Here is a 14654-nt window from a genome sequence, read left to right on the forward strand (position 1 = left end):
CCTTTTTACGGGTGCATCGCTCTTACGTGGTCAACACCGACTGTATAGCTGCCTTAGAAAAATCCACTGCCCAGCAAAACACCGCAGCCAGCACAGGCTTTTCACTAATGAACAACGGCGACCAAGTACCAGTCAGCCGCAGGATATTGCCTATGGTGAGGAGTGCGTTGGGGTGACGCTGAGCCAACTCAGCTATCACTTTTCTTTGTCTCTCATTTATCCGTCATTTTGATAAACAACCCAGTTTGGCGTGCATTTGTGCACAACAACTGCCCTTGTCTCTCATTCAGATGGCTTTTTGATAAACAACCTGGTTTGACGTGCATTTATGCACAACAACCCACCTTGTTTCTCATTTATCTGACATTTTGAGATTCAACCCAATTTGATGCGCATTTGTGATCCACAACTTTAGTTGATCATCAAAAATCAAACATTTTGACAATCAAAAAGCCGATGATATGATAATCAAAATACTCATTGAGTACGTTTTAACAACAAAGGCTGTCAAATGCATTTAAATATGAGTAATGCTGTCACTTATCACTATGATAAGTTTCCACCTGCAGAATTGAATTACGCGCGATTTATAGATGCCATCATCAAGGCGACAGCTGCAATAGCCCGGTATGACCAAATGTTGAAAAACATGCATAACAGTGAAATCTTGTTAGCTCCGCTCAGAAATCAAGAGGCTGTCATTTCTTCCCGGATGGAAGGAACTGTAAGTACTATGGATGAAATACTGAAGTACGAAGCCGATCACGCAGACGAAACAGCGACAACTTCCAATGTACGCTCAGAAGTCATTGAAACCATTCTCTACCAAAGAGCTTTAAAATCAGCCCAGAAGGCAATCGAGGATGGATACCCATTATCGCAGTCCTTAATCAAGTCAATTCATCAACGCTTGTTGTCTTGGGGCCGGGGTGCAAACAAGTCACCAGGCGAATTCAAAACTGAACAAAACTATCTGGCCGACCGGAATAAAAAAGAAATTTTATTTGTACCTATCAGCCCTGAAAAACTGCAAGATGGAATGGACTTTCTGTTTGATTATATTGAAAAAAGTCAACATCCGGCATTGTTAAAATCAGCAGTTACTCACATAGAATTTGAAGCACTGCATCCGTTTAAAGACGGGAACGGCAGGATAGGAAGAATGCTGATAACACTGATGTTATGGTCTTCAGGTACGATAACAGCCCCACACTTTTATATCAGTGGCTACTTTGAAGATCATAAAGACCAATACATAGATACTATGCGCAGGGTTTCGCAGACCGGAAATTGGGAGGAATGGTGTTCCTTCTTTTTGGAAGCAGTAGAGCATCAGGCAATCCGAAATCTGACCATTGCAGAAAACATCAGAACGCTTTACGAAGAAATGAAACACAAATTCTCTGATATGTTGTCATCGAAATGGAGCGTAAAAGCTTTAGATTTTGTATTTACCACACCTGTATTCAGAAATAACAAATTTACTGCCACCAGTGGAATACCAACAGCAACAGCAGCCCGATTCACCCGCGCTATGCTTGATAGCGGCATGCTGGTAACCATTGAAGAAGCCTCAGGCCGACGCCCTGCTCTCTATTCATTTGAGCCATTGATGAACCTGGTACGAGTGTAAACCATTGAAAAACAGGCAGGCCAGCTCTGTATAATTGCATTAGCTTACTATCTGCTGGTCCAGGCAAAACCTAAGCTGTTGGTGACCAAGGCCTACAAAATAGAACCTTATGGGTAATAATTTGTAGACCCAATCCCCGTTATACAAATACGCCATCACTGAGATCTGTACCAGCATCTATAAGGCACTTTTTTCCAACTTGATGCAGTCAATCTCGCTTCACCGCCTTCCACTTTGCGAAGTCTGAAGGCCGCAAGCCATAACGGGCTAATACGCCTTCATGTAAGCGGCGCAGCTCTTCAATAATCAAAGCCTGCACAGCGGCTTGCTGTGGCTGCGGCACTTGTAAAGCAACCTGCTGCTGAATAACAACCAAAGGCTCTGTGGCTGGATCACACACCACCTGACGGATGCTTTGTTTCAACAGCTCCCGCCATTTCAGGCGCAGTGGGTCGGGTTCCGCCAGATCTTGCCGGATAGCGATATATTCCTGCGTAGAGCGCTCATAAGCCCAAACATAAAGGTCGCGCAACAATTCTACTCTGGTCAGCTCGTAAAGGCCCAAAGTGGCCCTGCTGTAGGCTTGCTCCGATACATCCAGAAAGGTAAGTGGGCACAAGTTAGCCCGAAACAACGGCAGGTTGGCAGCAAGGCGCGAGGTGCGTTTATTGATATCCGCAAATGGCTGCAAATAAGGCAAATGCACCAGCATAAAAAACGACTGCTCAAACGGATCCTGAATTTGATTCACCTTATCAAGCAGCAAATCCAGCATAGCGTCAATCTGCTGAGGCACAGATAAAGGCCGGTACACACTTTTGCCTATATCGACAGCGTGCTGACGAATACGACCTTCATCCGCAGGGTTAGGTAATAAGTTCTCCGCCAAAGCGCTATGCAAATTCATCAAGGTGTAGCGGTTGAACTGCGCTGTATCGGTATTTTCCACCAGCAGTTCAATGGCGGCTTTGTGATTCAGGATCATCTGAGTTTCCAGCACAGCTTTGCCTTGTGCAGCTTTGCCATGTTCAATCAGTTCCAGCGTATCGAGCCTGGAATAGGTATTCCCCTCTAACTGACTGGATGCCCAGGACAAGTCAATTAACAATCGGTTCAGAATGGCGCGGCTGTAGGTTCCTGCAGGTTGTGCCAGCTCCGTAGTTTTGCCCATTTTATGCAACTGCCTGCGCAGCGACTCCGACAAATACCAGCTTTGATTCGGCTGGTAAGCCTCAAGAAAATCGCGCTGATACCCTACAGGTTTACGAGCTTCCACAGGCTGGTCGATATAGGCCAGAATATCCCAGCTATCGGCAGATAACGGAATAAAAGCCGGAAAGCTGTCAGTCTGGCTTTGTTGGCCTGACAGCGTGGCTACAGCTACTGGATTGAGCCTACCCACAAAATAACGTCTGGCCCGCCCCTCACCCACAGCTTTGATTTGTCCGGCATCAATCAGCTTGGCAATATGACGCTGCAAAGTACGGCGGGCAATAGCCGGATAACTGCTCTGCAGTTCAGCCAAACTAAGCCCTTCAGCGGCCTGACTAATGATGTGAAACAACGCTTGAGTAGTGACTGACATAAATAAATTGGCGCAGTTTAATACTGAATGGCACAATTGTGGCGCAGTTTATCGAACTGCGCCAGTTTTTGTTGCTGAATATGGCGCAGTTTGGGAGAACTGCGCCATTTGGTGATGCTCAGAAATTTAAAAAGCCATAAATTAGCTAAGGGCAGAGCTCAAAGCAAAGGTTTAGAGCCAAAGAGGCCGCCGCTTACAACCCCATATCAAACCTATGTTTTGATTGGCCCCTACCCAGCAATGGCTCCGACATGCTTGTGATTTGCGATTGAACATAGGCCCAATAGGCAGGATCGTCTAAGGTTCGCTCTTTCAGCTGTTTGGGGATAAAGCGGCTCATCTCTGCATTAAAGTCGCTACGAACCTCGTCATCCTTTAGCAGCTTGCCCAGTTGAATAGCCAAAGCGTCAACAAAGTCGTCTTTGGTTTTGCCTCTCGCTTCAAGCTTTTGATCAACAAGAACTTGCGAAATGCTGATTCCGCGCTGTTTGAGCCAGAGGATATCCCAAAGATCTCTAGGTTTTATTAGCCTGGCACGGTAAGCAAGGGCAATAAACTTATCAGCCAGCGCTTCATTTAATGATTGAACCGGGATCAACAAACCTTCAGTAGGCAGCAGAATATTGTAGTGATTGATTAATGCTCTTTTTTCTACATCAAAAGACGGAATGGCACACACATCTATACCCAAAGTAATTGGAGTTGCAGGGAGGCGACAAGTGCGTGAGACCCCAGGAGCATAGTCATCCTATGTGACTGGGGCGAGAGCACGCAGTCAACAAAGCTGCGGCTACAAGTACGAAGGGTATATATGCATCTTTTGCCTGGGTAAGTCAGGCCTGTTCGCCTCTTTAACAATGCTGATTTTCCAGGACGAGATATCACCCTGATTATCTGCACTGGGTTTGTTCACCCAGACTTCTGTTTCATATTTGTTCTGAATGTACTTTTGGATCTCCGCATCCAGCCCGTCAAAATCCGAAGGTTTAAAGTTAAAACCGCCGTTGAAATCCAAATCTTCGGACAAGCGTGAACTGTTGTAGCACAAGCGAAGCGATGTTCCGCCGATGAAAGTTAAAGACTGCATAGCGCCCTGTTTTATCATCACATCCATAATGTCGTGATGCAGGATTTCCTTTTCTATCACCGGAATAATGCCTGCATATTCAGGGTTCGAAGCCACTATCTGCTGTATATATTGTTTCAACATTTCAGCGCTCCAGCATATGAAGGTTTCTGTTGCAGTCTGTTAAATCGGCTATAGCCTGCTCCGTCTTTGCTCTGTACATAGCTATATCGTTATCAAGATAAAGATTAGGCGCAATTTTAGCGACTGGCTTCTTGGTATGGGTAAATTCAATCACACCATAAGGGGTTGAAAAACTACCACTGCGGCCTTTTGTCACCACAGTGAGCCTGTCCATCATCACCTGAGAAATATCGCCTGTGTGACTAAGTTGGCTTTCAAGACTAATGTAATTCAGCACACCACCGCGTAGCTTTTTAACAATCTTATAAATGGCAGTCGACGGCTCTGGTGGCGTAATAGTACTTTCAAAAACACCATGAGCAACCCGCCGCACTACGCTTTTTTTTACGCAGTCTGCGAGAAATTTGGTGAAGGCAACACTGACTTGCTCACCCATCATATAAGCCAATTCAGCAGAGGTATGAACACCACCACCGGCCTTCACAGCACTGGCAAAACAGGCAATTAACTTTTCAGTCTTTGTCACTTGAGTCTACAATTTATAATCAATAACGTAATTAATTGTAGACCTAAAATTCAGATCGAGCAATCAATAGGTCAACAATATATAACCTATATCGGTAATAGTTTGTAGGAGATTTTATCAACGCACCAGGATTTATCGCTTGGGGTAAAGCAGGATATCAGCCCGATGCATGAACATTTTTTTGAGCCTCTCTGCCCCTCATCCGTTCAGCCATAGTTTGCTATGGCGTACAACAAAGCGCCTTGAAATCCACAAAAATCTGTGTATTCGGTCAGCTAAGACTTCGCTTAAAGAATAATAAACTTACTTCGTTGTTTTAATTCGTTAAATCGACGAAGGTCGACACTCATTATCCCGTGCTCAGGTTAGATAACAAAGCACGCAAACGATAACTATTATCATCATTGACTTGTTTGTGTCTATACAACAATATGCAGGGTTGCTGTGTAACCACAATTAAAACCCACACTGGATAAGCTAGCCGGGGTTGTGGGGATGAAGTATGCGAATTATTTTCGTTTTCTCAGGTGTAACTGAATATGAACAATCATGGTTCAATATTACCCTACTCTCACGAGATAGGCCGAATTCATAATGAGGAACCTCATATTGTAACCGAACAGCTGAAGGCGGGAGCCAAGCTGGCGTTTATCCAAAACGGGGAATTTAAGTTAGTAGTTAATGCCGAGCAGAGCATCGACGTAAGAAACGGATTTTGCTACATGTTAACCAGTGACAACCATTGGCAACTTGAACATCGCTTTGAAGCAAATAGCCAGATTGATTTTGTTACTATTGATTTTAGCCGTCAGTATTTTGATACATTTACACAACTGCCTCAACAGACATTAGAGGCTAGTTATCAAGGTGTTACCGCGATAAGCATGCCGATCAATGCGTGTATGCAATCAGTTATCTGCCAGTTACATACGTGCCCCTTAAATTCATGTTCTACCCCATTTTATCGTCAGGCGAAATGCTTTGAATTAGCGGCACTTTTGGTCCAGCAATTAGAGACTAAAGACAACAGAACAGCTTTCCCCCATACAAAAGATGCTCTGCGAGCAAAAGAAGTTGCCCAGTTGATTTGTCAGGATCTTGCAAAATCATACACCAGCGAACAACTAGCCAAATTAGCAGGGTTCAATGTTAGAAAGTTGAACAACTTGTTTATAGGGCTTTACTCATGCAGCGTGGCGGACTTTATTCGCAATAAGAAGATGGAAAAGGCATGGGAATTATTAGCTATTCATAAGCTGGACGTTACCAATACCTCCGCTATGGTAGGGTATAGCTTTGCTCATTTTTCAACTTTGTTTCATCAGCATTTTGGCGTTCCTCCGAGTCATGTACGATGAATGCCCGAAAATCGAATATAATTTTCTTAATTTCAAAAGCATGAAAACCAAAGGTCATCTACCATCCAACGCAAATGATAATTAGTCCCATTTGCTTGGAGGTGTTGTGTGCATCATTCCCACCCTTTTCGAATATTGAAACCTTTTGCTATTGCAGTGCTACCGGCTCTGATTAGCCAGTTATGCTGGGCTGAAACTGTGTCTGACTCAAAGGATCCGCTTGAGCATATCCGCATAACGGCATCCTCTGAATTAGGTGCTGACGTGGGTTTAAAAATGCCGACCAAAATCACCGAGCTTCCGCAGAGTATAACCATTATTGATAATCAGCGTCTTGATGTTCAAAACTTAGTCACACTAGATGACGTGATGCTTTATTCCCCCGGCATTACAGTGCAACCAGGCACCTCACTACGCACAGCATATTATTCCAGAGGGTTTTCAATTGATTCGATGAGTTTTGATGGTATTACAACCTCCGGCTGGAATGAAGCCATCAATACAGAAGATATGGCAATTTATCAACGTGTAGAGTTGCTACGCGGAGCATCAGGTCTGCTGCAAGGAACAGGAAATCCGTCTGGAACCATTAATCTGGTCAGAAAACGACCAACAGAAAATCTGTTGGCAGAAGCAAAGTTAACCATAGGTAGTTGGAATACTTATCGTGGAGAAGCCGATGTGTCAGGCTCTTTGAACGAAAACAACAATATCAAAGGACGCTTCATCGCGATTAAAGATAATCGTGATTATTTTTATGAACAAGCATCGAGAGACAAATCCCTACTGTATGCAACTACAGAATGGAATGTTTCAGAGCAAACAGTCATAGCTCTGACAACAAAATATCAGGATACATCTGATGACGGCATCTCAATGGGTTTGCCTCGTTATTCAGACGGTAGAGCGTTAAACGTTTCGCGCTCAACAAACGCAGGCGCGGGCTGGGGCGAACGAAACTGGCAGAACTATCAACACTTTCTGGAAGTTAAACACGTATTTAATGACAGCTGGCAGGGTAAGGTCTCCGTTTCGCGTATTGATGGAGACAGTGATCTGATATATGCCAGCTTCTTCGGTGCAGTCAATGAAGCCACTAGCAAAAGTATGATGTTCATGCAAGGGGCATATGACTTTGATAATCAGGAAACAGATTTTGACGCTTATGTTACTGGTTCTTACGATGTACTGGAAGTAGAGCAAAACATCGTTGTAGGCGCTAATTATTGGGATGCTGAATCAGGACAAACATCGTACTCTCTTGCCGGTGTCAGTGGGAATCTGGATATTAATACCTATGATCCATCTGATGTTTCCACGCCGACATCAAAAAACTGGACGGGTGAGCAAATCACATCAACCCGACAATATGGTGGCTATTTTGCGAACCGCAGTTTACTGACCTCAGGGCTTACCCTGATAGTAGGTGCTCGAGCAAGCTGGTGGGATACTGATGTACAGCGCCGCTCTGAAGTGGGTGGTCCTACAGTACCCACGGGGCAGTACGAATTGGATAGCGAGGTTACGCCCTATGGCGGTATTGTCTACGATATAAACGACAATATTTCATTTTATAGCAGCTACACATCTATCTTTAAACCGCAAAATTATGTGGACGCTGCTGGCGATGTTTTGAACCCGATGACGGGCTCAAACAAAGAATTAGGCCTTAAAGGTAGCTTTTATCAGGGCAAATTGTATGGAGCAATTTCAGGATTCAAAATCACTCAAAAAGACAGAGCCCAAGTTGATCCCAATGCTCCTTGCTCTGGAGGCTCTGATTGTGTCTATATCGCCAATGGTATTGTGGAAAGCCAGGGCTTTGATGTGGATGTTTCCGGCCAGCTTGATGATAACCTGCAATTGCAAGCAGGCTATACCTGGCTAGACACTGAGTATGTGCAAGACCGCAATGCTTCGGGGACTTCTAGCAATCTTGAAGGAACTGCCTATTCGAGTTTTACACCCCATCATCTGTTTAAACTGTGGTTACACTACAGGCCGGATTTATTCACCCATAAGTTTTCCATTGGCGCAGGGATGAACTCTCAAAGCGAGTATTACGTTGATTCAGGCACTATTCGCATGACTCAGGGAGGCTATACCACTTTCAATGCAGATGCTCAGTGGGAAATCAGCCCAACTACTCAATTGGCACTCAACGTTAAGAATTTGTTTGATAAACACTATTTATCCCGCATTGGAGCCATAGGCTGGAATAACTGGTATGGAGAACCTCTAAACGTCCAGCTTTCTCTTCGTGTGAAGTTGTAGGCAGGATATGGGACCAGCTAAATACTATCAGCAATTTGTTAGCTTAACGAAAGCTAACAAGATGGAAGTTGTGGACGCAACTGACATTCGCTGGCGTCGTCAGGTGCAGAATGTGGACGGTTATGTGTTCGGTTTTCTGCAACTTGATGACCCTGAAGAAGTTCATCCAAACATCTGGGAGCGACATCTTGAAGGGGACGAGTATCTGTTTTTAATCAATGGAGCAGTGGAAGTCATCTTTGAATCGCCTGTGGCAGAAAATCTAACATTAGAGGCTGAAAACGGCTGCGTAATTCAGCAAGGCTTATGGCATCGTTTGACACTTATTGCACCGTCACGTCTGCTATTTGTGTCGCCCACAAAAAGCACAGAACGAAAACCTGTATTGAAAGACGAGGCTTGTCATGTTAGGTAAACATCATTGGAGTGCAATCCATCGCTGGATCGGACTGATCGTATTGCCGTCATTAAGCGGGCTAATCGTGACTGGCGCAGTGTTGTTGACATTAGCGCCAGTCACTTGGAATAAGCAACTCACTATAGCCGACAGACAATCTCAGTTTGCCACTATCAGCCATAGCTTAAATGAAATGAGTTCAGGTCCTACTAATTCGTCTGTCAACATGATTATCCCCGGACGCACATTACAAGATAGTTGGCAGGTGTCATTTTCTGATCGTACGCAGAAGACAATAAACCCCCAACCGGATTGGCAGCACACCTTATCGGAAAGCGGTTCTGCACATCAGACATGGTTGAATCTGCATAATAGTCTTGCCTTAGGTGAGCAAGGAGACTGGCTTGTTTTAGTGACAGGAGTAGCTACATTATTGCTTATAGGATCAGGCTTATTCAGTCAGTCGAAAATAATCTTTACTGTGGTTAAGGGACCGAAATGGCGTAGCGTCTATTCACTGCATCGCTGGTTTGCACTAGTATTCAGCTTGTTTTTATTTATCTGGTGTTTCACTGGCGTAGCATTAAGCGGTTACAAGATGTTAATGCAAAAAGCCCGCAGCTCCGCATTTAACATCACTGAAAATCAGCGAGCTCCTATCACCGCCCAGCCAGACTTTACATCTATATTTGTTTCTATTTCTAATTCTAACCCTGATAAATCACTGCAAGGCATTATGCTGTCTCCTGATAAAAAGTCCTTTATGGTGATGCTGCTAGATCGTGGCGCCCTGCCTTGGAATAAGTCTCAGGCGTTGTCGTTTGATCGGCTAACAGGTAAACCTATAACCACCAGAAACACGCCGTGGTTTATGAAAGTCATGATTGCAATGAAAGCTATCCATACTGGCATTTGGGGTACATCAATGACGGCATTGATTTATTTTGTAATTGCGCTTGTGATGCTACTGATTAGCATATCCGGTGCCTGGTTATGGATAAAACGCCGGCATTTGCAGAGCTTGTCCCGACATGAAAATTAACCAACGAATGAATATATTATGAAACATCAAACTCTGACATTGCGATCCTTTTTTACCTTACTGACCGTTGGCCTTCTCTATGTATGTCAGGGCCTTCCCATGGGATTGGCAATGGATTTTTTACCCACTATTTTGCGAGCCAATGGGGCAGATTTATCACTGTTACGCTGGCTACCTTTAATTGGTGTTCCCTGGATCATTAAGTTTTTATGGGCATCACTTGTTGATAACTATTGGAACGCGACCTTAGGTAAACGCCGTAGTTGGATCATCCCGATGCAAGCGTTAGTTGTATCATTGCTTTTTCTTGTGGCCATGGTGGGGTTTTCTGGACAATCCATATCATTAATATTATGTCTGTTCCTTCTTATGTCGCTGGTAGCCGCCACTCAGGATATCGCCACCGATGGATTAATTGCAGAGAGATTTGCAGAAAATATGCTGCCGATAGCTAATGCCGTACAGATGGCTGGAGTATTAACAGGCTTTTTTGTAGGGGGTAATGTCACTTTAATGGCAGTAAATGTTCTCGGCGAAAGTAACGGAATCCTGGTGATGATCGCTATTCCGATCTCAGGGATTTTGCTATCACTGTTTATGAAAACGGAGGAAGACAGTCGCCAGCCTGTTGAAAACAGATCCAAAGCCAATTTGCTTCAATTTGTCATCAGACCAGGGGCGAAGAAACTGTTAGTTATCTCTGCAACATCAGCTACTTTGACCGTTGGCGGTTTTACGTTAGGTAAACTTTTTCTGATAGATAACGGCTGGAGTATGTTTGAAGTAGGCCAGCTAGGAATACTTAGTGGTATGGTTACAATTTTGGTGGGATGCGGCGGTATAGTTCTGGCTATATTTTACTTGGGTTTATCCGCTGTAACTAAAATGAGCGTTTTCTGTGCGTTAATTGCATCCGCTTGCTGGCTGTTTATTGCTCTTAGCTCGCCTGTTCTAAACGATCTAATCATTTACACAGCAGTGATTTTGGGGGCTATTGCAACAGGAGGAATATCGGTTTGTGTGATGACTTTCGCGGCCACATTTGCTGCCGCAGGACGACAAAGTGGAACTGATATGGCAACGGTACAAAGCGCCCGTGATACTGGTGAGATGCTGGCATCGTCATCCGCCATTACCCTGGTAGCTTTGATGGGGTATTCGGCAACTTTTGGTATATGGTTATGTCTGGCGCTCTGTGTATTAGTTGTGATGCGTCGTGCTAAATCACCTGAGCTCGGGATAAGCTGCGCCACTGAATAGGCATCTTTTTACGCCTCTCTGCGTTGCTCTGTCTAGCCATAGCTTGCTATGGCGTACGACAAAGCGCCTTGAGATCCATAAAAATCTGCGCATTCAGTCAGTAAAGAGTTCAGTTCTTTAAAAAGACACTTTTACTTCTTTGATTTTATTGAATAAATCAACAAAGGTCGGCTCTCGTTATCCCGAGTTCAGGTTAAATAACCTGATTTCGGGATAATGAGTGGTCTAACACACTGTATCTACAACAATCCAACTTGACACTGATGCAGAGGCGGCTCTTAGTTGCCTTGCTTCGCCACTGTTGTTGGCGCAGCACCAAAGCTTTGTTTAAATACCCGGCTGAAATGGCTGGGGTTGTTGAAGCCTAACTGATAACCCACCTGACTGACAGGCTGGCCTTGTTGCACTAATTCGTAGGCTTTTTGCAAGCGCCGTTGCTGTTGCCATAATGCAGGGGTTATACCAAAGGCCAGTTTAAACTGCTGATAAAACTTACTGCGGCTCATGCAAGCCATTTTGCACAAGCTGTCGATGTCCAGGCTGTCGCTTAAGTGCTGTTCAATATAAAGCAGCACCTGACTAAAAGGCGTGGTGCTGCGCTGCTGTTGGCAACTGGACAGCATTAAATCGCGGCTTTGGTGCTGCAATAACCTGGTGATCAGTTCATTTAACGACAACTCAATCAGGTAATCGCGGTGCGGCTCGTTTTCGCTGAACAGGCCAATCATTCGCTGCAGCAATTGCTGAGTTTGCACATTGTGCTGGCTGTGCACCAGCCGCGGCACGTACTGAAAAAAATCGTCTTTGCTGATCTGTTGCTGCAGGTTGAGCGCGTTCGCCACCTGGCGGATTTTATCGCTGCTGATCTCAATCGCCAGACAAGTGGTGGGCTGATACAAGGACGCCTCGGGAAAGTCGATCAACACTTTCTGGCCCGGCGCCAAGACAAAAGACTGCTCAGGTAAAAAGGCCTTGTGGTACTGACTGTCGGCCACATGCATTATTTTTTTACCACTGATCATGCCGCAAAACAGCAACTCACTGGAATGCAGCGCCACCTGCTGCGCACTTTGGTAGGTGTCGTAAATACTTAATTCAGCCTGTTCACCGGCAAAACTCACTTTGTTTTCAACCAGTGCGTTAATGCGTTGCCGCTTTTGGGCCAGCACAGATGTATTCATCGCCGCTTTATCTCCTGCTTTACCGGATCTGAACTATGGACAGATAGACAACTAATCCGGACTACAAATCAAGCCAACTCCTGTTTGCTGCACTAAGGTAAATGCGGCGAACAAAGATATCCCCCAAATCGCGTGAAGACGCAGGGCGGCGACAAGTGTGCGAGCCCCCAGGAGCATAGTGTAGCTATGTGATCTACCTATGTGATGGGGCGAGAACACGCAGTCAACAAAGCTGCAACTTCAAGTACGAAGGGATAAACAATAACCCAACGCCGGGTTTTTAGCCAAGCACCTTGTAGTTATCAAATCACGCAGTTGCAAAAAATGTGGCTGCAGGTAGCAAGGCTTACACCCCCTACCCCAAGTCACTTGACGTTGCGGCGAGGCAACAAGCCAGTGAGACCCCAGGAGCATAGTAAACCTATGTGACTGGGGCGAGATGGCGCAGTCAAGAAAGCTGCGGCTTCAAGTACGACGGGGGTAATCAACAGATAGATTGGACAACGGAGACAGCTATGATTTACGCAAATCCGGGCAGCGAAGGCGCCCTTATTCAGTTTAAAGCTCAGTACGAAAATTACATTGGCGGAGCCTGGGTTGCCCCGCTGGAAGGCCAGTATTTCGACAATATCAGCCCGGTGAATGGCAAGGTATTTTGTAAAATTCCACGATCAGGCAAAGCCGACATTGAGCTGGCGCTCGACAAAGCCCATCAGGCCAAAGCGGCATGGGGCACCACTTCGGTCACAGTGCGCAGCAATATTTTGCTAAAAATTGCCGACCGCATTGAACAAAACCTGGAACTGCTGGCCGTGGCCGAAACCTGGGACAACGGCAAAGCCATTCGCGAAACCCTGGCCGCCGATATCCCGCTGGCCGCCGACCACTTCCGCTATTTTGCCGGTTGTATCCGCGCTCAGGAAGGCAGCATTGCCGAGATTGACGAACACACTGTGGCTTACCATTTTCACGAACCCTTAGGTGTGGTGGGCCAGATTATTCCATGGAACTTCCCACTGTTAATGGCGGCCTGGAAACTGGCACCGGCGCTGGCTGCAGGCAACTGCATTATTTTAAAACCAGCCGAACAAACACCGGCATCCATTTTAATACTGATGGAACTGATAGGTGACTTACTGCCCGCTGGCGTGCTGAACGTGGTGAACGGCTTTGGTAAAGAAGCAGGCGAAGCGCTGGCCACCAGTACCCGCATTGCCAAAATTGCCTTTACCGGTTCAACACCTGTTGGCTCACATATTCTGAAATGCGCTGCGGCCAATATCATTCCTTCCACTGTGGAACTGGGTGGCAAATCGCCAAATATTTTCTTTAACGACGTAATGGATAAAGACGACTCCTATTTAAGCAAAGCCGTGGAAGGTGCCGTACTGGCCTACTTTAACCAGGGCGAAGTATGCACTTGCCCATCACGCTTGTTTATTCAGGAAGATATTTACGACGCTTTTATGGCGCGCATTCTGCAGCGCACCTTAGAAATAAAACGCGGCAACCCGCTGGACACCGAAACCATGGTGGGCGCACAAGCGTCGAAGGCGCAGTTTGATAAAATATTGCATTACATCGACATAGGTAAAAAAGAAGGCGCCACTGTGCTGACCGGCGGCAATGTTGAACTGCTCAGCGACGAGCTGAACGGCGGTTACTACATTCAGCCTACTATCCTCAAAGGCACTAACGATATGCGGGTATTTCAGGAGGAAATTTTTGGCCCTGTGATCTCGATGTCTACCTTTAAAGATGAAGCCGAAGCGCTGAAACTGGCCAACAGTTCCGAGTTTGGTTTAGGCGCCGGTGTATGGACCCGCAACACCAATCGCGCCTACCACTTCGGCCGCAAAATTGAAGCAGGTCGGGTATGGACCAACTGTTACCACATGTACCCGGCCCACGCCGCCTTTGGTGGCTACAAAAAATCAGGCATAGGCCGCGAAACCCACAAGCTGGCTCTGAACCACTACCAACAAACCAAAAACCTGCTGGTTAGCTACAGTGAAGACCCGCTGGGGTTCTTTTAAGCTGTTGGGGTTAGTGGTGAGAGTTTGAGAGTGAAGGCGCAGCCGAGAGGCTGCGCTTTTTTGTCTGATGAGGCCATTTTTGATCGGCTGCAGTGAGCGAATTGCGGAAATGACGCACACCGCAAGACCTGATAATCATCTAGCCTAAGTGG

The 14654-nt window shown here is 45.7% G+C and carries 11 protein-coding genes and 1 pseudogene; 8 read left to right on the plus strand and 4 right to left on the minus strand.

Annotation, left to right across the window (positions count from 1 at the left end; all coding sequences use genetic code 11):
* Window positions 1-11 precede the first annotated feature (11 nt).
* Together EMM73_RS20570 and EMM73_RS19160 are read left to right on the plus strand one after the other, a co-directional pair.
* Complete coding sequence (locus EMM73_RS20570; protein ID WP_409994317.1) at window positions 12-176, plus strand: LytTR family transcriptional regulator DNA-binding domain-containing protein; 165 nt, start codon at window positions 12-14, stop codon at window positions 174-176.
* Between the two features lie 335 nt (window positions 177-511).
* A complete protein-coding gene (locus tag EMM73_RS19160) occupies window positions 512-1633 on the plus strand; it encodes a Fic family protein (RefSeq protein WP_127688374.1) in 1122 nt (373 codons plus the stop codon).
* A gap of 208 nt (window positions 1634-1841) precedes the next feature.
* Here the strand turns inward: EMM73_RS19160 and EMM73_RS19165 are convergent, their stop codons facing one another.
* From EMM73_RS19165 to abiEi, 3 genes and pseudogenes are all read right to left on the minus strand, one after another.
* Window positions 1842-3218, minus strand: a complete 1377-nt coding sequence (locus EMM73_RS19165; RefSeq protein WP_127688375.1) for a Fic family protein — start codon at window positions 3216-3218, stop codon at window positions 1842-1844.
* A 193-nt stretch (window positions 3219-3411) separates the two neighbouring features.
* Window positions 3412-4428 (minus strand): annotated as a pseudogene (locus EMM73_RS20575) (nucleotidyl transferase AbiEii/AbiGii toxin family protein).
* Between the two features lies 1 nt (window position 4429).
* Window positions 4430-4954, minus strand: coding sequence for a type IV toxin-antitoxin system AbiEi family antitoxin (gene abiEi / locus EMM73_RS19180; protein WP_127688377.1), 525 nt, complete (start codon window positions 4952-4954; stop codon window positions 4430-4432).
* 539 nt (window positions 4955-5493) lie between these two features.
* Here abiEi and EMM73_RS19185 point away from each other — a divergent pair.
* The 5 genes from EMM73_RS19185 to EMM73_RS19205 all read left to right on the plus strand — a co-directional run bounded on the left by EMM73_RS19185 (window position 5494) and on the right by EMM73_RS19205 (window position 11285).
* A complete protein-coding gene (locus EMM73_RS19185; RefSeq protein ID WP_127688378.1) occupies window positions 5494-6312 on the plus strand; it encodes a helix-turn-helix domain-containing protein in 819 nt (272 codons plus the stop codon).
* Window positions 6313-6420: 108 nt separating this feature from the next.
* Window positions 6421-8586: a TonB-dependent siderophore receptor gene (locus EMM73_RS19190; protein ID WP_127688379.1), complete on the plus strand. Its 2166-nt coding sequence runs from the start codon at window positions 6421-6423 to the stop codon at window positions 8584-8586.
* 7 nt (window positions 8587-8593) lie between these two features.
* Entirely contained in the window at window positions 8594-9001 is a 408-nt protein-coding gene (locus tag EMM73_RS19195) for a hypothetical protein (protein ID WP_127688380.1), read from the plus strand.
* The gene (locus EMM73_RS19200) at window positions 8991-10025 is read left to right on the plus strand and encodes a PepSY-associated TM helix domain-containing protein (protein ID WP_127688381.1); all 1035 of its coding nucleotides are present in this window, start codon (window positions 8991-8993) and stop codon (window positions 10023-10025) included. The genes EMM73_RS19195 and EMM73_RS19200 overlap by 11 nt, the downstream gene beginning before the upstream one ends.
* A gap of 18 nt (window positions 10026-10043) precedes the next feature.
* Complete coding sequence (locus EMM73_RS19205; protein WP_127688382.1) at window positions 10044-11285, plus strand: MFS transporter; 1242 nt, start codon at window positions 10044-10046, stop codon at window positions 11283-11285.
* 278 nt (window positions 11286-11563) lie between these two features.
* On the opposite strand, the gene EMM73_RS19210 is transcribed toward EMM73_RS19205, so the two are convergent.
* Window positions 11564-12466, minus strand: a complete 903-nt coding sequence (locus EMM73_RS19210) for an AraC family transcriptional regulator (protein WP_127688383.1) — start codon at window positions 12464-12466, stop codon at window positions 11564-11566.
* A 515-nt stretch (window positions 12467-12981) separates the two neighbouring features.
* On the opposite strand from EMM73_RS19210, the gene exaC reads away from it, so the two are divergent.
* Window positions 12982-14502: an acetaldehyde dehydrogenase ExaC gene (gene exaC / locus EMM73_RS19215; RefSeq protein ID WP_127688384.1), complete on the plus strand. Its 1521-nt coding sequence runs from the start codon at window positions 12982-12984 to the stop codon at window positions 14500-14502.
* Window positions 14503-14654 lie beyond the last annotated feature (152 nt).

The organism is Rheinheimera sediminis, assembly GCF_004005375.1.
Taxonomy (GTDB): domain Bacteria; phylum Pseudomonadota; class Gammaproteobacteria; order Enterobacterales; family Alteromonadaceae; genus Pararheinheimera.